Origin of the sequence: Shinella sp. (genome assembly GCF_035998705.1) — a bacterium.
GTDB lineage: Bacteria > Pseudomonadota > Alphaproteobacteria > Rhizobiales > Rhizobiaceae > Shinella.
The window spans coordinates 240894-260511 of record NZ_DASYHH010000010.1 but is presented as its reverse complement, the minus strand read 5'-3'; the positions used below and the strand labels follow the sequence as shown (position 1 = coordinate 260511).

Genomic DNA, 19618 nt, shown 5'->3' with positions numbered 1-19618 from the left:
CGGGCATGGCGGCGACGCTGGGCTTCGTCTTCACGGCGGCATGGAGCGAGTTACTGTTCGCGCTGATGCTGATCTCCGGCGTAGACGCCAGCACCTTCCCGGTCGGCCTCCTCAGCTTCGTCTCGAAATTCTCGGTCGATTTCGGACAGATGATGGCAGCCGGCGTGCTCGCGCTGATCCCCGCCTGTATCTTCTTCCTTCTCATCCAGCGCTACCTCGTGCAGGGCCTCACGGCCGGCGCGGTCAAGGGCTGACGGAGTTCGCAATGGCATCCATCGATATCACCGACGTCCGCAAGGCCTATGGCAGCACCAAGATCCTGCATGGCGTCGACCTGACCATCAAGGACGGCGAGTTCGTCGTGCTGGTCGGCCCGTCCGGTTGCGGCAAGTCCACCCTGCTGCGGATGATCGCCGGCCTGGAGGACATCTCCTCCGGCGAGATCCGCATCGGCGGCAAAGTCGTCAACGACCTCGACCCGAAGGACCGCGACATCGCCATGGTGTTCCAGTCCTATGCGCTCTACCCCAATCTCACCGTGCACCGGAACATCGGTTTTGGCCTGGAAATGCGCAAGGTCGACAAGGCCACGCGCGACCGGGCGGTGCACGAGACGGCCAAGCTCTTGCAGATCGAGAACCTGCTGGAACGCAAGCCCGGCCAGCTTTCCGGCGGCCAGCGCCAGCGCGTCGCGATCGGCCGTGCGCTCGTACGCAATCCGAAAATCTTCCTGTTCGACGAGCCGCTGTCGAACCTCGACGCGAAGCTGCGCATGGAGATGCGCACCGAACTGAAGCGCCTGCACCAGCTGACGAAGACGACGGTCGTCTACGTGACGCATGACCAGATCGAGGCGATGACGCTCGCCACCCGCATCGCCGTGATGCGCAATGGCCGCATCGAGCAGCTCGACACGCCGGAAACCATCTACAACCGCCCGGCAACGCTTTATGTCGCGACCTTCGTCGGCGCGCCGCCGATGAACCTGCTTTCGGCAACGGCGGGTGAGGGCGGTGTGCGGATCGACGGCACGGACATCCCCGTGCCGGTGCCGGGCCTCGAAAATGCTCCGCCGGGCCGTCGCCTTGTGCTTGGAATCCGGCCGGAGGCGATCGGGACGTCCGGGCAGGGGCTGCCGCTTGCGGCGCGCTGCGAGGTGGCGGAACTGACCGGGCCGGAGCTCGTTGTCACCGCCACCATCGGCAGTCAGCGCCTCGTCGCCACGCTGCCGGCATCCGCGAAGGTGCAGGCGGGCGACGAGATCGCGCTCAGCGCCGACCCCACCCTGTTCCACGTCTTCGACGCGGAGACCGAGCAGCGCCTGAACTGATCGACCACTATTTCGCGGCGGCGAAGGCCTCGGCGATCGCGGCATAGACACGCATCATCGCCTGCGCGCCGCCGGCGGCGATGTAGAAATCGCCGGAGGGCAGGTAGACGACCTGGCCCTTCTGCCATGCCACGGTCTGCGCGACGAGTTCATTGTCGAGCGTGATTTTCGCGTTCTGGTCGTTGGAGCCGATCGCGGCGGCGCGGTCGAGCACGATCAGCCAGTCCGGGTTCGCCTCGCGGATGAACTCGAAGGACACCGCCTCGCCATGGGTCGCCGCCTGGACGTCCGAGATCGCCGCTGGCAGGTCGAGCGAGCGGTGCAGCCAGCCGAAACGCGAGCCGGGGCCATAGGCCGTGACCTTCGGCCCATTGGTCATGACGATCAGCGCCTTGCCCTTGCCGGCGACCGCCGTGCGGGCTTTTTCGACGGCGGCATCCAGTTCCTTGATAGCGGCCTCGGCCTCCGTTTCCTTGCCGAACAGGCGGCCGTAGGTCGAAAGCCGCTCTCGCGCCTGTTCCAGCAGGTCGTCGCCGTCCATCGTCATGTCGATCGTCGGGGCCACCTGCGTGGTCGCGTCCACCTTCGTCGAGGAACGGCCGCCGAGGATGATGAGATCGGGCGCCAAGGCGCTCAGCGCTTCGAGGTCCGGCTCGAAAATGTCGCCGACGACGGTCGCGCCGTCCTTCAGGTGCGAAAGCTCCTTGAGGTAGAGATTGGACGGCAGGCCCGCCGGCTTGACGCCGAGCTTGTCCAGCGTATCGACCGCCGCGATGTCGAAGACGGCGACGGTTTCGACCGGTGTCTTCACGGTCTTCGGACCGGCGGCCGTGCCGATTGCCAGTTCGGCGGCGAAGACGCTGCCGGCGGCAAGGAGCGCGGCCGCCAAGGCGAGGAATTTCAAACGGATCTTCATGTCAGTCTCCGATAGGGCGGTCCCGGCATTCGCCGGGACCGTATCCGTCAGAACGTGGCGCGCAGGCTCACGATGAACGAGCGTCCGGGCTGGTAGAGCGGCGTCACCTCGCCGAACTCCTGGCCGTAAGTGGCGCGGTCGGAATAGGTCTCGTTGAAGATGTTCTTCACCTCGGCGCGCAGCGTCAGGTTCTGGTGCGTCGGCGGCTTGTATTCGACGAAGCTGTTGACGACCTGATAGGCCTTGAAGGCGGGGCTGCCGTCGGGAACCTTGTCGTATTTCGGCGCAAGCTCCACGTCGCCGCCGACGGTGAGACCCCAATCGGCGAAGGTGTGGGCGGCCGAGACCGTGATGATCTCGCCGACCGGCGTCGTCAGATAGGTGCCGGTATCGGAATCGGCCGGCTTGCCGTCGATCAGCGTGTCGATATTGGCGTATTTCACGCGGACATAACCATCCGCCCAGTCATATCCCGCGCCGATCGAAAAGCCTTCGGATTCGACCTGGCGCGCCGCATAGGCATAGGCGTAGCGGGCGGCACGCGCATTGTCTATTTCGGTGCGGAAGACCGAGCCTTCGAGCGTGAAGCCGTTGTACTTGGCGACGAGGCCGACCGTGTAGTTGTCCGACGTCGTCGGGTCCGGCTCGACATCATAGGCCCAGGCCGGATTCATGATGAAGTTTTCCGCAAGCGGAATGCCGGCCCAGACGTGGGAATAGCCCGCCTTGGCCGTCAGGTATTCCGGAATGATGTCGTATTCGCCGGAGATGTTGCCGCTGAGGCCGGAATTGTTGAATTCCTGACCGCCCGTGCCGGTGAACCACTGATGATCCGCGCGACCGCCGAAGGAGAGCCGCGCACGCTCGAAGGGCTCCAGCCGCGCCTGCACATAGGCGCCGACATTCTTCGCCTTTTCCGTCGCCGGCTCGAAGAGATCGTCCAACTCCGCCTTGTCGTCGTAGAAGTCGACGCCGGCGGTCACGGTGCCGATCGCAGTGTGGAAACGGTTTTCAAACTTGCCGTTGAACGTTCCCGTCGTGCCGGTGACGTCATAGGTCTCCGGCACCGTGCCGGGCTTGAGATAGACCTTGGTGGCGACATCCGTCTCGCCATAGGCGAGCACCAGCTTTGGATCCCACCAGCCTTCCGGCGTGGCGTCCGTATAGGTGAAGACCGTATTCTGGCGATCGAGCCGATAGTCGCGGACAAGCGGCTCCCAGGGCTTTGCGCCGGTCGTGGAGCCCATATTGGCGCGGAACGGACGCGGCGCCTCGTCCTTGATCGCCTCATGGCTGATCTCGATGCGGTCGCCGCTCTCGAATTCATAGGCGACCTTGCCGATGCCGCTCAGGAAATGCGTGCGCGTGCCGAGCACCTCGTCGCCATTGCCGGCGGAGAATTCCTGGCCGCGGCCGATGTTGAAATAGCCGAGATATTCGAAACCGTCCTGCTTGCCGAAGGTCGCGAGGCCGGTGGTAAAAATGTTGCCGTTGGTGTTGAAGCTCGAATTGACGAAACCGCCATAGCCGTTGCCGTCGAGGAAGTCGCCGACATCCTTGGTCTCGTAGACGATCGAGCCGGCAAGGGCGCCCGGGCCGGCATCGGCCGGCGCCACGCCCTCGTCGACGCTGACGGCCTTCAAGAGCGTCGGGTCGATCAGCGTCGTCGCATTGTGGTGGAAGACCTTGTTGTTCTGGCGGCTGCCATCGATGGAGATGGCGAGGTTGGTTTCCTCGATACCGTTGACATAGACCTTCTGCGACATGGGCAGCGAGCTGCCCACCCTGACGCTCGGTTCCTCGCGGAAAACGTCCTGGATGGTGGCGGGGTTCTTGCGCTCCAGATCCTTCGACGTGATGTTGAGCTCGCTGACATCACCCTCGCCGACCTGCTCGCCCTCTACCGTGACGCGCTCGAGCGTCGTCGATCCATCCTCGACGGAGCCGGTGACGAGCGGCGAAAGATGCCTGGAGGTGACGATCGCCGTGCCATCCGAGGTTAACGAGTGCTGCGTCTCGGTGCCTTGCAGAAGGGCCGCGAGCGCTTCCCTCGGCGTGAAGGTGCCCTTGACAGCCTTCGACGTCACGCCGCGCGAGGTGGCGGCGGCGAGCGACACCTGGAGGCCGGATTGCCGGCCGAAGGCGTTGAGGGCGCCTGCCAGTGATTGCGCCGGGATATCGAAGGCCATGGCGCCGACACGGGCGGTTTTCGCCTGGGCTGCCGCCGGCTGCACGGCCGCCTGCGGCAGGCTGAACAGAAGTGCCGCTGCGGTCGAAACCATCAGCCTGGTGATGAAGACAGTGCGCACCCGCGCCTTGGCCGTGTTCGATCGATCGTTCTGCAAACGCATTTTACCCCCGGTGTCATACCTCGGAACGCGCCGCCCCAGGCGCGCATTCCCGGTGCAGAGACGACCGCCTCGGGGATATTTTTCACGGCTGATGCAATTTTCCTGATTTTTTCCGAAAAGTTTTATGGAAGCTCAGAACCGCGTCACGATGCGGGCATAGGCGGAGACCGATCGCACCTTGCCGCCAAGTGGCTGGACGAGAGCCGCCAGCGCCCGGTCCGGGTCGCGCAGGTCGTAAAGACCGGTGACGCGCTGGCGGCCGAGCGCGCGGTCCGGCACGCTGATCCAGGCGGGATGATAGCGCCGCAGCCTTGCGACGACGCTGTCCACGGTGACGTCGTTGACGAAGAGCAGGCCGTTGCGCCAGGCGCCGATTTCTTCGAGCGGCACCGTGGCGTGGGTGATCAGCCCCGTCTCGCCATCGACGATCGCCATGTCGCCGGGCGCCATTTCGCCGACGCCCCGCGCTTCGCCCTCGCCGGAAATGCCGACCACGCCGCGGGCGAGTTGCACCGTCGTCGCCGCGTCGTCGAGCGCGACGTCGAAGGCCGTGCCGAGCACGACGACCTTGGCATTACCGGCATCGACCGTGAAGGGGCGCCCGGCGTCATGCGCCACGTCGAAGAAGGCCTGGCCGGCGAGAAGGCGCACGTGGCGACCCTGCGGCGTCAGGTCGACGTCGATGGCGCTGTCGGCGGAAAGGTTGACCGTGCTGCCATCGGCAAGCGTCACCACCCGGCTTTCGGCGGTGCCGGTGCTGAAATCGGCCTGCAGCCAGATCATCAAGGCGGGGGCGGCCAGCACCAGCAGGAGGGCGGCGGCAAGCGCGAACACCGCGCCGGTGGCCCATATGCGACGACGGCGGGGCAGGGCGGGCGCCGGGCGCGCGGGCCACAGGTCGGCATGGCGCGGCCTCACCTCGCCGAGCGCCTCCCAGGTCTTGAGCGCTGTTTGCCAGGCGGCGCGGTTGGCGTCGGTGCGCGCCAGCCAGTCCCCGTGGTCCCGCAGGGTTTGCGGACAATCGGGGTCGGCTTTCAGCCGCAGCAGCCAGTCCATGGCCTCTTCCACCGCGCGGCGCTTTTCGCTGTCGTCCTGAATCAAGATATACCCTGTGCCCCGGCGCTCCGTGCCGCGCACGGTTCTAGCCGAATATCGAATTGCTGCGTAGGGACGATTTGCGCGCGATTTTTTTTCACGCCCCGCCGAGCCTGAGCGCGATCTTCACCAGTGCGGCGCGCACATGGCGGTGGGCGGTGGCGACCGAGATGCCGAGATGGGCGGCAACCTCCTCCAGCGTGTAACCGCCGAACCGGTGCATTTCGACCGCGACGCGCACATCCAGCGGAAAGCCGTCGAGCACCTCGGTGATCATGCGCACCTCGTCCGATAGCAGCGCCGTCTCCTCCGGTGTGTCGATGGCGCGCGGCATGGACCAGAACGGTGGCTCGATATCGCGCTCCCGCATCTCGATCTTGCGCCGCTTGATGAGGTCGAGGCAGAGGTTGCGCACGATGCGGTAGAGATAGGCGAGCGTCTGGCTGGCCGAGGCGCCATAGGCATTGGCGGGCGAAAAGCGCAGGAAGGCATCCTGCACGATATCCTCGGCCGCTTCCCGCGAACCGAGAATCCGCGTCGCATAGCGAACGAGGGCAGGGCGGTGGGCGGCGTAGAGCAGCGAGGTGGCGTCTCCCTCCGTCACGGCGCGGTCCTTCTGCTGAGGTGCAAAACGCCACCGCGGCGCGGGGCCCCGCGCACGAAACCCACACGATCTTCGGCATCGCCGAGCGCCGCCGCCATTGCCACCCTTTCAAAATTCATCGGCGCCGCTCGCAAAGGCGCGCCGTTTCCCGATGAGAAATAGCTTAATATGATTTATGTAGTCAAGTTTACCCTTGTGAAAAGCGACCGGCTTCCCTCGCCAGAAAAACATGAGTAAAGACGTTATGTTTTTGACGGCGGCGGGCGCAAATCCGGGCCGTCGTAGAAGGATGAAAGGGAAGGCCATGCTCGAATCCGCCGCCTATCTGGAAACCGCCAGCGGCTCCAAATATCTGGTCCAGCTCTGCAAGCACTTTGCGCACAAGATCACGGTTTCCTATTCGGAAACCCATGGCGAATGCCGGTTCTCCTGCGGCACCAGCCTTCTCGATGCGGATGAAAAGGGCCTGCGCCTGCACGCGACGTCCGGGGACGAGGAGGGCCTTGTCCAGACGCAGCAGGTCATCGAATCGCATCTCCTGCGTTTCGCCTTCCGCGAAGACCTTCAGCCGCTCGACTGGCGGCGGCAGGATGCGTCTCAAACCGCGACATGACCGCTGCCGCCGCAAAACCGCGTCTTCGAACCGGAACGATCGCGGGCCTCGGGCTCGCGGTGCTTTTCGTGCTGAGCCTTGCGGTCGGCGTCAGCCCGCTGCCGCTGAACACGGTGCTGAGCGACCCGGAAGCGCTCCAGCTTCTCCTCGTCAGCCGCCTGCCGCGCACGCTGGCCGCCGTGCTCTGCGGTGCAGGGCTGGCGATCGCCGGGCTGATCATGCAGACGCTGTCGCGCAACCGCTTCGTCGAGCCGGCGACCGCCGGCACCGCGCAGAGCGCGGAACTCGGCATCCTCCTCGTCACGCTTCTTTTCCCCGCCGCCGCCCTCTGGGAAAAAACCCTTGTGGCGAGTGGCGCGGCCCTTGTCGGCACGTCGGTCTTCCTCGCCACCGCCCATCGCCTGCCGCCGGCGCAGCCCTATCTCGTGCCGCTGTTCGGCATCGTCTATGGCGGCGTCATCGGCGCCGCGGTCACCTTCGCCGCCTGGCAGGCCGACCTCCTGCAATTCCTCTCCGTCTGGACCAATGGCGACTTTTCCGGCGTGCTGCGTGGCCGCTACGAGCTGCTGTGGATCGCCGCGCTGATGGTCGCCGTCGCCTGGTTCGTCGCCGACCGCTTGACCATCATGGCGCTCGGCCGCGAGGCGAGCATCGGGCTCGGCATCGATTATGCCCGCATGATGCAGATCGGCCTCGTCATCGTCTCCGTCATCACCGCACTCGCCGTCACCGTCGTCGGCATGATCCCCTTCGTCGGGCTGGCCGTGCCCAACATCGTCTCGCGGCTGATGGGCGACAATGTGCGCGGCACGCTGGGCTGGGTCGCGGCCGGGGGCGCGGGGCTGGTGCTCGCCTGCGACATCGCCGGCCGCCTCATCCGCTACCCTTACGAAATCCCCGTCGGCACGGTGATGGGCGTGGTCGGCGGCGCGGTCTTCCTCTGGTTGCTCTTTCGGGGACGCGCGCATGGCTGAGCGTCGTCTTCTCGGCCTTGGCGTCGCGGCCCTCGTCGCTGCGGTCGCGTTCCTGGCGATCGGCCTCAGGGGCAACATCGCCTTCGTGCTGGAACTTCGCCTGTTGAAACTCGCGGCCCTCGTGCAGGTCGGAGTCGCGATCGCCATTTCGACCGTGATCTTCCAGACCGTCACCGGCAACCGCATCCTGACGCCGTCGATCATGGGGCTCGATGCGCTCTACCTCTTCGGCCAGATGCTGATGGTCTTCCTGCTCGGCGGCGTCGGTTACGTGGCGCTCGATCCGCAGATGAAATTCGGCATGGAGGTTCTTCTCCTGATGGCGCTCGCCTGCACTCTTCTGCTGCCGATGCTGAAGCGCCGCCTCGACATGGGTCTGATGCTGCTCGCCGGCGTCGTCTTCGGCGTGCTGTTCCGCAGTCTGCATTCCCTGCTGGCGCGCCTCATCGACCCCAACGAATTCGCCGTGGCGCAATCGGTAAGTTTTGCCAATTTCAATGCCGTGCGCACCGACCTGCTGGTCTTCGCCGCCATCGTCACCGTCATCGCCGTTCTCATCGCCTGGCGCGCGCGCCACGTGCTCGACGTGATCTCGCTCGGGCCGGATACCGCGACCGGCCTCGGCGTCGGCTGGGCCGGAACGGTGACCGGGCTGCTGCTCGTCGTTGCCGCACTCGTCGCCGTCTCCACCGCGCTCGTCGGCCCCGTCGCATTCTTCGGCCTGCTGGTCGCCGCCCTTGCCGAACGCATCGTCGACAGCCGCCGCCACGGCCTGTTGCTGCCGGCCGCCGCCTTTGCCGGCATCATCGTGCTCGTCGGCGGGCAGACGCTGTTCCAGCACGCGCTCGGCAATGCGACGGCGCTGGGCGTCGTCATCGAGTTCGTCGGCGGGCTCGTCTTCCTCCTGCTGCTGGTCCTCGGGAGCCGCAAATGATCCGCATCGAAAACGTCTCCTTCAAGCACCGGGCGACGCCGATCCTCACCGATATCGACCTGACGATCCCGAAAGGCGGCGTCGTGGCGCTGATCGGCCCGAATGGTGCGGGCAAATCCACGCTGCTCTCGCTCGTCGCCCGGCTGCATCCGCTCCAGGCGGGCGCAATCGAGATCGACGGCCTGCCGGTGAACACGACGCCCGGCCGGGAGCTTGCCAAGGTGATCGCCATCCTGCGGCAGGACACGACGGTCGCAAGCCGCCTCAAGGTGCGCGAACTCGTCGGCTTCGGCCGTTTCCCGCATGGCCGCGGGCGCCTGACCGCGGCGGACCATGCCATCATCGACGTGGCCATCGCCCAGTTCGACCTTGCCGATCTCGCCGATCGTTTCATCGAGACGCTTTCCGGCGGCCAGCGCCAGCGCGCGCTCGTCGCCATGGTTTTCGCGCAGGGGACGGATTACCTGCTGCTCGACGAGCCCCTGAACAATCTCGACATGTATTATGCCCGCGACCTGATGCGCTCGCTGCGCACGGTCGCCGACGAGAAGGGCAAGACCATCGTCATCGTGCTGCACGACATCAACCAGGCGAGCGCGCATGCGGACCGGATCATCGCCATGAAAGCGGGCCGCATCGTCGCGGACGGGACGCCGACCGCCATCCTGACGCCGGACAGGCTGGAAACCGTCTTCGGCTTCCCCATGCGCGTGGAGACGATCGAGGGAAAACCCTTCGTGCTGCACCAACTCTAGAATTTCCGCTGTTGACACCCGCCCCGGCAGCCCGTTCATCTTGCTCGGCATTCCATTGACGCAGAGGCAGGCATGACCGACCAGACCCGAACAGCGCTCATTGCCGGCGGGGCCGGCGGCATGGGGGCGGCGATCGCCGCGCGGCTTTCGGCCGCCGGATACGCGGTCGCCATCGCGGACCTCGCCGGCGAGCGCCTGACGGCGGCGGCGGAAAAGCTGCAAGCCGAGGGACGCGACGTGCTTTCCGTGCCGCTCGACATGCGCAAGATCGCCTCCTGTGCCGCCGCCGTCGAGGCTGTGCTGGGCTGGCGGGGCCGTCTCGACGTGGTCGTCAACGCCGCAGGTGTGTGGCGGGAGGGCGAGGCCGGGACGATGACGGAAGACGACTGGGACATCGTCATGGACGTCAATCTCAAGGGCGCGTTCTTCCTGATCCAGGCCGCCATTCCGCATCTCGGCCCCGGCGCCTCGATCGTCAACATCGCGTCGGATGCCGGCCTCGTCGGCAACAATGGCGCGTCGATCTATTGCGCCTCGAAGGGCGGGCTCGTGCTGCTCACCAAGGCCCTGGCGCTCGAACTCGCGCCCCGCCAGATCCGCGTCAACGCCGTCTGCCCGGGTGACGTCGCGACGCCGATGATCGAGTTCCAGGCGGAGCGCTACGGCGGCGGCGATCCGGACGGCTACAAGGCGAAGCTGCTCTCCAACTATCCGCAAGGGGCGGCGGCGCGGTTCATACGGCCGGAAGAGATCGCCCGCATGGTCGCCTACCTCTGCGAGCCAGACGCGGCCCCCATCACCGGCGCGGCGCTGTCCATCGATTTCGGCGTGACGGCCGGTTACTGAGGAGGGGCGGATGCAGCGCAGGACGGCGATCATCACGGGCGCGGGCGCCGAGGACGGCATCGGTTTCGCCTGCGCGCGGAGCCTGGCGGAGGAGGGCTTTGCCGTACATCTCGTCGCGACGAGCGAGCGCATTTTTGCCCGCGCGGAGGCGCTGCGCGGCAAAGGCCTTTCGGCGACGGGCCATATCTGCGACCTCACGATGAAGGCCGAGGTCGAAAAACTCCGCCAGGTGACGGGGCCGGCCGGGGTGCTCGTCAACAATGCCGGCATGGGCAGCGTTTCGGAGCCGGCGCTCCAGCGGACCTTCGTCGAACTGGAGGAGGGGGATTGGGACCGCGGGATTTCAGTGAGCCTCAAGACCACCTTCCTCGCGACCCGTCTCTACCTGCCGGACATGCTGGCCGATGGCTACGGTCGCATCGTCAACGTCGCATCGGTGACAGGCCCCTATGTCGCCAATCCGGGCGAGACGGCCTATTCCGCCGCGAAGGCCGGCATGGTGGGCCTGACGCATGCACTGGCGCTCGAAGCCGGCCCGCAGGGTGTCACGGTCAATGCCGTGGCGCCCGGCTGGATCGAGACCGGCGCCTCGACCGAGGACGAACGCCACGCGGCCCGGGCCACCCCCTGCGGGCGCGCCGGCCGGCCGGACGAAGTGGCCGCCGCGGTCGCTTTCCTCGCCTCGCCGAAGGCGAGCTATATCAACGGCGCCGTGCTCGTGGTGGACGGCGGAAACATCCTCCAGGAACGCAAGGCCTGAACCGCCTAGCGCCCTTACGCCCTATTACGCGCCGCAGGCGCCAAGACCGGAAGGTTTTCCATGACGTCTCCCTGGCCCGACATCGGCACACCGCTCGAAAATATCCTCACCCCCATGCCCGTGATCGACGAGGACCGGCTCGCCACCAATATCCGCCGCGCGCAGGCCTATTTCGACCAACACGGCAAGGCGTTCCGCCCGCATATCAAGACGCACAAGATCGTCGCCGTCGCCGAGGCGCAGCGCGCGGCCGGCGCCACCGGCATCAACTGCCAGAAGATCAGCGAGGCGGAGGTTTTCGCCGATGCCGGCTTCGAGGATATCCTGATCACCTATAACATTCTCGGCGCGGCGAAACTGGCACGTCTGCGCGCGCTGCACGAACGCGTGGCCCATCTCGGCGTGGTGGCCGACAGCGCCACGACCGTCGACGGCCTCGCTGGCGCCTTCGATGCCGCCCGCCCGCTGACCGTGCTCGTCGAATGCGATACGGGCGGCCGGCGCTGCGGCGTGCAGACGCCCGAAGCGGCGACGGAACTGGCGGTGCGCATCGCCGCCGCCCCCGCTCTCCGCTTCGGCGGCATCCTCACCTATCCCGCACCGGGCGGCGCAACGGCGGTGGAAGCCTTCATGGCCTCGACCATGGCGCTGCTAGCGGCGCGGGGCATCGATTGCCCGGTGCGCTCCAGCGGCGGCTCGCCAGACCTTTGGAAGGCCCATCTCGTGCCCTCCGCCACGGAGCACCGCGCGGGAACCTATGTCTACAACGACCGCAGCATGGTGCGCGCCGGCCATTGCACGCGCGGCGACCTCGCCATGCACATCCTCGCCACCGTCGTCTCGCGCCCGGCGGAGGACCGGGCGGTGCTCGATGCCGGCTCCAAGGCGCTGACCTCCGACCTGCTCGGATTCAGCGATTTCGGCGAAATCGAAGGTTACGAGGGCGCGCGCATCGTCTCGCTGTCGGAAGAACATGCCGTGGTCGACATCGGCGATTGCCGGAAGGCCTTTCCCGCCATCGGCAGCGTGGTGCATATCGTGCCCAACCATACCTGCGTCGTCAGCAACCTTTTCGACCGCATGGTCTTCCACCGCAACGGCGTCGTCACCCGCGTGGAGGACGTCGCCGCGCGCGGCACGGTGTGGTGAGTTCGATGACAAGAAGCATCAAAGGAGAATCGGCCATGGCTGAAAACGACGCCCCCTTTTTCATCGAGGATACTGACGAGGGGGAGATTTCCTCCGATGTCGCCGGTGTCGGCAACCTGCTCGCCACCACGCATATCCCGCTGCGCGCCGATGGCTCGCTGGAGACCGGCGATATCCGCACGCAGAGCATCGCCACCCTGGAGAGCCTGAAGAATTCGCTGGAAAAGGCCGGCAGCAGCCTTGCCGACGTGATCCACCTGACGATCTATCTGACGGACATCGCGGAGCGCCCGGCCTTCAACGAGGTCTATTGCGCCTATTTCAAGAAGCCCTATCCCGTCCGCTGCGCCGTCGGCGTCGCAGCACTTGCCGATCCCGGCATGCGCGTGGAGGTGACGGCGCTCGCGGCAAGGCGCGCCCGGTAAACAGGACGGAGCGCGCCGCCCGCCGGGCGGCGTGCATATTTTCTATAAAATTAGTATATTTCAGAACGTCGTGCCTGCACCGCCGCGTTTGCGTTTGTTATCCCTATGGACATCCGGGGTCTCAAGCGGAGCGGACACGATGAATGCGCATGCCGAAAACACTCTTTTCACCACACGCGATACGCCGGTGATCGATCATCCGGCCGATGCAGACAACCTGAAGGCGGCGTTGCGCACGCTGGGCGGTGGCGTCAGCATCATAACGGCGGGCGAGGGCGAGGCCCGCACGGGCGCCACCGTCACCTCGGCGACGGCGCTGTCCATCGAGCCGGCGCGCATGCTCGTCTCCCTCAACCGCACCTCCTCCACCTGGCCCGTCGTCGAGCGCTACGGCCATCTCGGCATCAACATCGTCGGTGCCGAGCACGAGGCGCTGGCCAACCAGTTCGCCGGCCGTGGCGGCCTGCGCGGCGCCGAGCGTTACCGCGGCGGCGAATGGACCACCGCCGTCAGCGGCGCGCCGCTGCTCGTCGATGCGGTGGCGGCGATCGATTGCGTCGTGGAAGAAGCCATCGAACGGCACAGCCACATCATCGTCATCGGCAAGGTGCTGGCGATCCGCATCGGCAACGGCCATTCGCTGCTCTATCAGGACGGCCGCTATCACGCCGTGCCCCGCTAAGGGCTGAGCCGGCTCCACCGCAACCAGCAATCCGCGACTGACATGACCCGCCGCGGGCGGGACCGAAAACCTGTGCCTGAAAAGGCCTTCGAGATGTAGCGAAAGGAAACGAGATGACACGCAAGATCAGGCTTGGCGCATTTCTTCCGGGCGGCGGCCAGCACGTCGCCTCCTGGCGGCATCCCGACCAGCCGGCCGACGGGGCGACCAGCTTCGAATTCCACAAGCGACTGGCGCTCACCGCCGAACGCGGCCTGTTCGACGCCTATTTCCTCGCCGACAATCTCGCCATCGGCTTCGGCGGCGCCCGCGAAGGCGGCAATGCCCGCATCGCGGGCTTCGAGCCGGTCACGCTGTTTTCCGCACTCGCGCCCTTCACCAAGAACCTCGGCTTCATCGCAACGGCCTCCACGACCTACGAGGAGCCCTACAACACGGCGCGCAAATTCGCCTCGCTCGACCTGATCTCGGGCGGCCGCGCCGGCTGGAACGTCGTCACCACGACGGGCGATCCGACCGCGCAGAATTTCAACCGCGAGACCCAGCTTCCGCACGCCGCGCGCTATCGCCGCGCCGCCGAGCATGTCGACGTGGTCAAGAAGCTCTGGGACAGCTTTGAGGACGACGCCTTCTTGCGCGACAAGGAAAGCGGCGTCTTCTACGACCAGGAGAAGCTGCACGAGAGCGAGCATCGCGGCGAACATTTCCAGGTGCGCGGGCCGCTCAACATCGCCCGCTCGCCGCAGGGCCATCCGGTCATCGTTCAGGCCGGCCAGTCGGATGACGGCCGCGGGCTTGCCGCCGCCACCGCGGAAGTGATCTTCACCGCCCACCAGCACATCGGGACGGCGCAGGAATTCTACCGTGACATCAAGGCGCGCGCCCGCGGCCTCGGCCGCAACCCGGACCATATCCTCATCATGCCGGGCGTCTCCGCCTTCGTCGGCCGCACGCTGGAGGAGGCGCGGGCGAAATACGATCGCCTGACCGCGCTGATCGTCGAGGAGGACGGCGTCGGCCTGCTCAACGGACTGACCGGCGGCACGCTCGACCTGCGTGGCTACGACCTCGACGGCCCGTTGCCGCCCGCACCGCCGACCGAGGGCATGAAGAGCCGGCAGGCGCTGATCCGCCAGATCGCCGACGAAAACAATTTCACCATCCGCCAGCTCTACCAGTGGATCGCATCGGCTCGCGGCCACTATACGATCGTCGGCACGCCGGAGACGATCGTCGATACGCTCCAGGAATGGTTCGAGAACGAGGCCGCCGACGGCTTCAACATCCTGCCGCCGTGGCTGCCGACCGCGCTCGACGATTTCGTCGATCTGGTCATCCCCGAGCTTCAGCGCCGTGGCCTGTTCCGCACGGAATACGAGGGCACGACGCTGCGCGAAAACCTCGGCCTGCCGTTCCCCGTCAACCGCTGGGCCGGCGCCCGTTCGGCCGCCCAGGCAGCCGAATAGGGAGACGTCGATGTCCTACGAAAACGTCAACTCCACGCTTGGCGCCGATTTTAGCCTGCGCCCCCGCGCCACGCCGCGGTTCGCCAGCCAGGTGCAAGCGTTTGTGTCGCCGCTCCTCGCCCGCTACGGCATCGTCCTGGGCTTCCTGGCGCTCTGGCAGATTGCGAGCACGCAAGGTTGGGTCAATCCCTCCGTCTTCCCGCCGCTCGACCTCATCCTCTCCGCCTTGTGGGACAGCCTTGCGAGCGGCGCGCTGCTCGATGACATCGCCATCAGCCTCCAGCGCTCGGGCATCGCCTTTGCCGCCGCCGTCGTGATCGGCATCCCGCTCGGCCTCGTGATGGGACAGGCGCGCATCGTCGAACAGGCGCTCGATCCGCTGCTGCAGTTCTTCCGCCAGACCTCCGCACTCGCGCTCTATCCGGTCTTCATCCTGCTGCTTGGCCTTGGTGAAACCTCAAAAGTCTTCGTGATCTTCTGGGCGACGCTCTTCCCGATCCTGCTCGCGACGATCGGCGGCGTGAAGGAAGTCGACACCAAGCTCGTCGAAATGGCCCGTACCTATGGCGCAGGCCGCCTGACGATCTTCCGCCGCGTCGTGTTGCCGGCTTCCGTTCCGGCGATCTTCGTCGGCCTGCGTCTCTCCGCCACCACCGCGCTGCTGCTGCTGATCGCCGCCGAGATGATCGGCGCCAACAAGGGCATCGGCTTCCAGGTGATGAACGCCCAGTACAACTTCCAGATCCCGCTGATGTTTGCCGCGATCCTGCTGCTCGCGCTTCTCGGCCTCGTCGCCAATGCGGTGCTCGTTCTCCTCCAGCGCAGGCTCTGCCGCTGGGCGCAGCCGAACGCCTGATCCCTTATCCTCTTTGTCAAAGGACACCGCCATGACCTTCCATTCGCGAAAGCTTTTCCTCTCCGCAGCCTTCCTTCTCGGCCTCGCCGGCGCCGCTTCGGCGGAAGACGTCAACCTGCGCTACCTCGCAAGCCAAGGCGGCCTTACCGCCCATGAACTCGCCGCCGAACTCGGCTATTTCGAGGGAACCGGCATCACCATCGAGAATGTCGGTTATGCGGCCGGCGGTCCCGCCTCGCTGATCGCGCTCGCCTCCGGCGACGTGGAGATCGGTAGCGCGGCGACCTCCGCCGTGCTCAACTCCATCATCAGCGGCAACAATTTTGTCGCCGCTTACCCGTCGAACGGCATCAACGAAGAGGTGCAGTCGATCTTCTACGTGCTGGAAGACAGCCCGATCAAGACGATCAAGGACATTGCCGGCAAGAGCATTGCTGTCAACACGCTCGGCGCCCATCTCGATTACACGATCCGCGAGGCGCTGCATTCGGTCGGCCTGCCCACGGATGGCGCCAACCAGGTCGTCGTGCCGGGCCCGCAGCTGGAACAGGTGCTGCGTTCCGGCCAGGTCGATATTTCCGCCTTCGGCTACTGGCAGACGACCTTCGAGGGCGCGGCGCGGAAGACCGGCGGCCTGCGCGCGATCTTCGACGATACGGACGTGCTCGGCGAGATCGCCGGCGGCTTCGTCGTGCTCAGCCGCGATTTCGTCAAGGCGCATCCGGAAGCGGCAAAGACCTTCGTGGAACAGTCCGCCCGCGCGCTCGACTATGCCCGCGAACATCCGGAAGAAACCCGCCAGATCTTCGCAAAGGCCTTGAAGGAACGCGGTGAGAACCCCGACATCGCACAATATTTCCGTGGTTATGGCGTGCGTGCCGGCGGCCTTCCCGTCGAGCGCGACGTGCAGTTCTGGATCGACGTTCTGGTGCGCGAGGGCAAGCTGAAGGAAGGCCAGCTCGCGGCCAAGGACGTGCTCTATTCGTCCGACACCGCCACGAACTGAGGCGCGACCATGAGCCTTTCGCCCGCAACGCTCCGTGGAGAGGTGACGATCCGTCACCTCTCGAAATCCTTCACGCTCAACGGACGGCCGCTGCCGGTTCTGGCCGACGTCAACCTGCAGGTCCGCTCCGGCGAAAGCCTCGCCATCGTCGGCGCCAGCGGCTCCGGCAAGACGACACTCTTGCGCATTCTCGCCGGGCTCGACGATGCCGATAGCGGCGAGGTGCTGATCGACGGCCGGGCGGTCAAGGGCGTCGGATCGGAGCGGGCCGTCATCTTCCAGGAGCCGCGCCTGCTGCCCTGGCTGACCGTGCTCGAAAACGTCGCTTTCGGCCTCGACACGCTTGGCGTGGGCCGCGAGGAGGCGAGAAGCCGCGCGCGGCGTTACGTCCAGCTCGTCGGGCTTCAGTCCTTCGAAAACGCCTATCCGCGCCAGCTTTCCGGCGGCATGGCGCAGCGTGTCGGCATCGCCCGGGCCCTTGCCGTCCAGCCGGAAATCCTGCTGCTCGACGAGCCGCTCGGCGCGCTCGACGCCATGACGAAGATCAGCATGCAGCAGGAACTGACGCGCATCTGGCGCGACGAGGACGTGACGACCATCCTCGTCACCCACGACCTGGAGGAGGCGATCTACCTTGCCGACCGCATCCTCATCCTGCCGCACGAGAAAAACGCCGAGCCGCGGCTGATCGAGATCGACCTGCCGCGCCCGCGCGACCGCAGTTCGCCGGAATTCGTGCGCCACCGCGAGGAATTGCTCCGCCTCTTCGGCCTGCATTGAAACCGGCATTTGACCCTGCCCGCTCCGGCCGATAGACGAACGTCATCCGGCCGGAGCGGGCATTTTCGCACCCGGTCGACGGACAAACCTTTCGACGGGGGCTCCCATGACCGATCTTTTCGACGCCGCACCGCGCACCGGCTCCATGCCGCTCGCGGCCGAACTGCGCCCGGCGACGCTGGACGACGTGATCGGGCAGGAGAAGATCATCGGCGAAGGGTCGATGCTGCGGCGGCGCATCGCGGCCGGCCGGCTCGGCAGCATCATTCTCTACGGCCCGCCCGGCCTCGGCAAGACCTCGATCGCGCGCGCCATCGGCAATATGCTGGGCAAGAATTTCCGCCCGCTGCATGCCGCGCACAACAACGTCGCCGACATTCGCAAGATCGCCGACGAGGCGCGCATGCGCCCCACGCTCCTCTTCGCCGACGAGGTACATCGCTTCAGCGCGACGCAGCAGGACCATCTGCTGGCGCTCTGCGAGGAGGGTGTCGCCGACTTCATCGGAGCGACGACCGGCAACCCCTATCACACGCTGACGCCCGCGCTCATCTCACGCTCGACCATCCTCAAGCTGGAGCCGCTCGCCATCGAGGAGATGGAAGAGGTGGTGCGCCGCGGCCTCAGCCATCTGGCGGCGCGTGGCATCGATGTCGTGCTGGAGCCCGCCATGCTGCGCCGTATCGCCGGACGCTCCGGCGGCGACGCGCGGCGGGCGCTGACGGTGCTGGAAAGCCTCACGGTCGGGCACGCGCCCGGCAAGCCGGTCGTCATTACCGAGGCGATGATCGAGGAGGCCTATGCGGCAGCGCCTGTCAACCATGACCGGTCGGGCGACGCGCATTACGACGTGGTCTCGGCCTTCGTGAAATCGATGCGCGGCTCCGATCCCGATGCGACGCTCTACTGGCTCGCCCGGCTGATCCATGGCGGCGAGGATCCGCGTTACATTGCCCGCCGCATCATGATCCATGCCTCCGAAGATGTGGGCCTCGCCGACAACACGGCGCTCCAGACGGCCGTTGCGGCGCTGCATGCCGTGGAGAAGATCGGTTATCCCGAAGCGCAGATCATCCTGGCCCATGCGGCGCTGCACGTCGCGCGCGCGCCAAAATCCAACTCCGCCTGCCGCGGCATTTCGCTGGCGCTTGCCCATGTGGCGAAGGAAGCGCCGTCCTCCGTGCCGATGCATCTGCGCGATGCGCATTACAAGGGTGCGGCCGCCCTCGGCCATGTCGGTTATGCCTTTCCGCATGACGACGGGCGTGGCTGGAGCGACCAGGCCTATGCGCCGGATGTCTCGCCCGGCAGCTTCTACCAGAGCGACGCCCGCGATGCGGCGACCTTCGAGCGGCGCGCCGACGAGCATTGGGACCAGGTGACCGGCCGTCCGACACCGCGCCGGTTCGGACGCTAAGCTCCGGTAAGGCCCGCACGCACGCGGTTGACGACCGTCCAGGCGAGCAGCACGCAGGCCATCGGCTGGATATGCCAGGTCCAGGCCGGCAGCGTACCGAAGCCCGCCACAAGCGCCCCCAGCGCACCGAACAGCAGCGCCCGGTCGCTCTTGCCCATGGGCCCCTCATAGCTGCGCCCGTTGCCATGCGCGACGCCGAGCACGCCGGCAAATTCCGTCAGCGTTGCAAGGAAGACGATGGCCATGAACCACGGCAGCGAAAACGGCGCGATCAATGCGAAGGGGATGTAGAGCGCGGCATCGGAAACCACATCGGTAATCTCGTTGAGGTAGCCGCCAAGCGGGCTCTTCTGGCCATGTTCGCGCGCCAGCATGCCATCCACCGCATTGAAGGCCATGCGCAGGAACATCCAGACCGGCACGAGCGCGAAGAGCGCGGGCGCCGGGTTCACGACGAGGAGCGCGCCGATCGCCACCGAGACGACAGCGGCGACCAAAGTCACCTGGTTGGCGGTGACGCCCATGGCCGCCAGCCGGCCGACAAGCGGGCGAAGCATATTCTGGAAGGACGATTTCAGTTTATAGATCGACATGAAAGCTCGAATCCGCTCGATTGCGCTCAACAAATGCAGACGCAACGCCATGAAATCAACTGCAAA

Annotated in this window: 20 protein-coding genes and 1 pseudogene; 16 read left to right on the top strand and 5 right to left on the bottom strand. The window is 66.2% G+C overall.

From position 1 onward, the window contains the following. Positions 1-254, top strand: a pseudogene (locus VGN93_RS09080) (carbohydrate ABC transporter permease); the annotation flags it as partial. Positions 255-265: 11 nt separating this feature from the next. Beyond that, positions 266-1330 carry a sn-glycerol-3-phosphate ABC transporter ATP-binding protein UgpC gene (locus tag VGN93_RS09075; protein WP_327507215.1) on the top strand — a complete coding sequence of 355 codons (1065 nt, stop codon included), beginning with the start codon at positions 266-268 and terminating at the stop codon, positions 1328-1330. 7 nt (positions 1331-1337) lie between these two features. On the opposite strand, the gene VGN93_RS09070 is transcribed toward VGN93_RS09075, so the two are convergent. The 4 genes from VGN93_RS09070 to VGN93_RS09055 form a co-directional block, all read right to left on the bottom strand. After that, positions 1338-2246: a siderophore ABC transporter substrate-binding protein gene (locus tag VGN93_RS09070; RefSeq protein ID WP_327507214.1), complete on the bottom strand. Its 909-nt coding sequence runs from the start codon at positions 2244-2246 to the stop codon at positions 1338-1340. Between the two features lie 47 nt (positions 2247-2293). After that, the gene (locus VGN93_RS09065) at positions 2294-4597 is read right to left on the bottom strand and encodes a TonB-dependent receptor (protein ID WP_327507213.1); all 2304 of its coding nucleotides are present in this window, start codon (positions 4595-4597) and stop codon (positions 2294-2296) included. 132 nt (positions 4598-4729) lie between these two features. After that, positions 4730-5698, bottom strand: a complete 969-nt coding sequence (locus VGN93_RS09060; protein WP_327507212.1) for a FecR family protein — start codon at positions 5696-5698, stop codon at positions 4730-4732. A 91-nt stretch (positions 5699-5789) separates the two neighbouring features. Beyond that, positions 5790-6296, bottom strand: a complete 507-nt coding sequence (locus VGN93_RS09055) for an RNA polymerase sigma factor (protein ID WP_327507211.1) — start codon at positions 6294-6296, stop codon at positions 5790-5792. Between the two features lie 304 nt (positions 6297-6600). Here VGN93_RS09055 and VGN93_RS09050 point away from each other — a divergent pair, with 304 nt between their 5' ends. The 14 genes from VGN93_RS09050 to VGN93_RS08985 all read left to right on the top strand — a co-directional run bounded on the left by VGN93_RS09050 (position 6601) and on the right by VGN93_RS08985 (position 18959). Next, a complete protein-coding gene (locus VGN93_RS09050; RefSeq protein WP_327507210.1) occupies positions 6601-6909 on the top strand; it encodes a DUF2218 domain-containing protein in 309 nt (102 codons plus the stop codon). Continuing rightward, a complete protein-coding gene (locus tag VGN93_RS09045) occupies positions 6906-7883 on the top strand; it encodes an ABC transporter permease (RefSeq protein ID WP_327507209.1) in 978 nt (325 codons plus the stop codon). The genes VGN93_RS09050 and VGN93_RS09045 overlap by 4 nt, the downstream gene beginning before the upstream one ends. Continuing rightward, complete coding sequence (locus VGN93_RS09040) at positions 7876-8817, top strand: iron chelate uptake ABC transporter family permease subunit (RefSeq protein WP_327507208.1); 942 nt, start codon at positions 7876-7878, stop codon at positions 8815-8817. The genes VGN93_RS09045 and VGN93_RS09040 overlap by 8 nt, the downstream gene beginning before the upstream one ends. Then, positions 8814-9572, top strand: coding sequence for an ABC transporter ATP-binding protein (locus VGN93_RS09035; RefSeq protein ID WP_327507207.1), 759 nt, complete (start codon positions 8814-8816; stop codon positions 9570-9572). The genes VGN93_RS09040 and VGN93_RS09035 overlap by 4 nt, the downstream gene beginning before the upstream one ends. Before the next feature lie 72 nt (positions 9573-9644). Further along, positions 9645-10418, top strand: a complete 774-nt coding sequence (locus tag VGN93_RS09030; RefSeq protein ID WP_327507206.1) for an SDR family oxidoreductase — start codon at positions 9645-9647, stop codon at positions 10416-10418. Between the two features lie 10 nt (positions 10419-10428). Next, positions 10429-11178 carry an SDR family NAD(P)-dependent oxidoreductase gene (locus VGN93_RS09025; protein WP_327507205.1) on the top strand — a complete coding sequence of 250 codons (750 nt, stop codon included), beginning with the start codon at positions 10429-10431 and terminating at the stop codon, positions 11176-11178. Positions 11179-11238: 60 nt separating this feature from the next. Continuing rightward, positions 11239-12327 carry a D-TA family PLP-dependent enzyme gene (locus tag VGN93_RS09020; RefSeq protein ID WP_327507204.1) on the top strand — a complete coding sequence of 363 codons (1089 nt, stop codon included), beginning with the start codon at positions 11239-11241 and terminating at the stop codon, positions 12325-12327. A 35-nt stretch (positions 12328-12362) separates the two neighbouring features. Further along, on the top strand, positions 12363-12752 hold the full coding sequence (locus VGN93_RS09015; protein WP_327507203.1) for a RidA family protein: 390 nt from the start codon (positions 12363-12365) through the stop codon (positions 12750-12752). A gap of 139 nt (positions 12753-12891) precedes the next feature. After that, a complete protein-coding gene (locus tag VGN93_RS09010) occupies positions 12892-13434 on the top strand; it encodes a flavin reductase family protein (protein WP_319313951.1) in 543 nt (180 codons plus the stop codon). Between the two features lie 113 nt (positions 13435-13547). Next, positions 13548-14900 (top strand): LLM class flavin-dependent oxidoreductase, encoded by a 1353-nt coding sequence (locus VGN93_RS09005; RefSeq protein ID WP_319313949.1) that lies wholly within the window; start codon positions 13548-13550, stop codon positions 14898-14900. A 10-nt stretch (positions 14901-14910) separates the two neighbouring features. Continuing rightward, the gene (locus VGN93_RS09000) at positions 14911-15756 is read left to right on the top strand and encodes an ABC transporter permease (protein WP_327507202.1); all 846 of its coding nucleotides are present in this window, start codon (positions 14911-14913) and stop codon (positions 15754-15756) included. 31 nt (positions 15757-15787) lie between these two features. Beyond that, positions 15788-16762 (top strand): ABC transporter substrate-binding protein, encoded by a 975-nt coding sequence (locus VGN93_RS08995; RefSeq protein WP_327507201.1) that lies wholly within the window; start codon positions 15788-15790, stop codon positions 16760-16762. A 9-nt stretch (positions 16763-16771) separates the two neighbouring features. Further along, complete coding sequence (locus VGN93_RS08990; protein WP_327507200.1) at positions 16772-17542, top strand: ABC transporter ATP-binding protein; 771 nt, start codon at positions 16772-16774, stop codon at positions 17540-17542. A 106-nt stretch (positions 17543-17648) separates the two neighbouring features. Beyond that, positions 17649-18959 carry a replication-associated recombination protein A gene (locus VGN93_RS08985; RefSeq protein ID WP_327507199.1) on the top strand — a complete coding sequence of 437 codons (1311 nt, stop codon included), beginning with the start codon at positions 17649-17651 and terminating at the stop codon, positions 18957-18959. On the opposite strand, the gene VGN93_RS08980 is transcribed toward VGN93_RS08985, so the two are convergent. After that, the gene (locus VGN93_RS08980; protein WP_327507198.1) at positions 18956-19552 is read right to left on the bottom strand and encodes a CDP-alcohol phosphatidyltransferase family protein; all 597 of its coding nucleotides are present in this window, start codon (positions 19550-19552) and stop codon (positions 18956-18958) included. The genes VGN93_RS08985 and VGN93_RS08980 overlap by 4 nt on opposite strands. Between the last annotated feature and the right edge of the window lie 66 nt (positions 19553-19618).

What these genes read in the sequence shown, in the direction of transcription:
- VGN93_RS09050 (WP_327507210.1), top strand. Translation starts at nt 6,601, where the DNA reads ATGCTCGAATCCGCCGCCTATCTGGAAACCGCCAGCGGCTCCAAATAT.
- VGN93_RS09070 (WP_327507214.1), bottom strand. Translation starts at nt 2,246, where the DNA reads ATGAAGATCCGTTTGAAATTCCTCGCCTTGGCGGCCGCGCTCCTTGCC.
- VGN93_RS08985 (WP_327507199.1), top strand. Translation starts at nt 17,649, where the DNA reads ATGACCGATCTTTTCGACGCCGCACCGCGCACCGGCTCCATGCCGCTC.
- VGN93_RS09075 (WP_327507215.1), top strand. Translation starts at nt 266, where the DNA reads ATGGCATCCATCGATATCACCGACGTCCGCAAGGCCTATGGCAGCACC.
- VGN93_RS09025 (WP_327507205.1), top strand. Translation starts at nt 10,429, where the DNA reads ATGCAGCGCAGGACGGCGATCATCACGGGCGCGGGCGCCGAGGACGGC.
- VGN93_RS09065 (WP_327507213.1), bottom strand. Translation starts at nt 4,597, where the DNA reads ATGCGTTTGCAGAACGATCGATCGAACACGGCCAAGGCGCGGGTGCGC.
- VGN93_RS08995 (WP_327507201.1), top strand. Translation starts at nt 15,788, where the DNA reads ATGACCTTCCATTCGCGAAAGCTTTTCCTCTCCGCAGCCTTCCTTCTC.
- VGN93_RS09015 (WP_327507203.1), top strand. Translation starts at nt 12,363, where the DNA reads ATGGCTGAAAACGACGCCCCCTTTTTCATCGAGGATACTGACGAGGGG.
- VGN93_RS09010 (WP_319313951.1), top strand. Translation starts at nt 12,892, where the DNA reads ATGAATGCGCATGCCGAAAACACTCTTTTCACCACACGCGATACGCCG.
- VGN93_RS09005 (WP_319313949.1), top strand. Translation starts at nt 13,548, where the DNA reads ATGACACGCAAGATCAGGCTTGGCGCATTTCTTCCGGGCGGCGGCCAG.
- VGN93_RS09030 (WP_327507206.1), top strand. Translation starts at nt 9,645, where the DNA reads ATGACCGACCAGACCCGAACAGCGCTCATTGCCGGCGGGGCCGGCGGC.
- VGN93_RS09045 (WP_327507209.1), top strand. Translation starts at nt 6,906, where the DNA reads ATGACCGCTGCCGCCGCAAAACCGCGTCTTCGAACCGGAACGATCGCG.
- VGN93_RS08990 (WP_327507200.1), top strand. Translation starts at nt 16,772, where the DNA reads ATGAGCCTTTCGCCCGCAACGCTCCGTGGAGAGGTGACGATCCGTCAC.
- VGN93_RS08980 (WP_327507198.1), bottom strand. Translation starts at nt 19,552, where the DNA reads ATGTCGATCTATAAACTGAAATCGTCCTTCCAGAATATGCTTCGCCCG.
- VGN93_RS09020 (WP_327507204.1), top strand. Translation starts at nt 11,239, where the DNA reads ATGACGTCTCCCTGGCCCGACATCGGCACACCGCTCGAAAATATCCTC.
- VGN93_RS09040 (WP_327507208.1), top strand. Translation starts at nt 7,876, where the DNA reads ATGGCTGAGCGTCGTCTTCTCGGCCTTGGCGTCGCGGCCCTCGTCGCT.
- VGN93_RS09000 (WP_327507202.1), top strand. Translation starts at nt 14,911, where the DNA reads ATGTCCTACGAAAACGTCAACTCCACGCTTGGCGCCGATTTTAGCCTG.
- VGN93_RS09035 (WP_327507207.1), top strand. Translation starts at nt 8,814, where the DNA reads ATGATCCGCATCGAAAACGTCTCCTTCAAGCACCGGGCGACGCCGATC.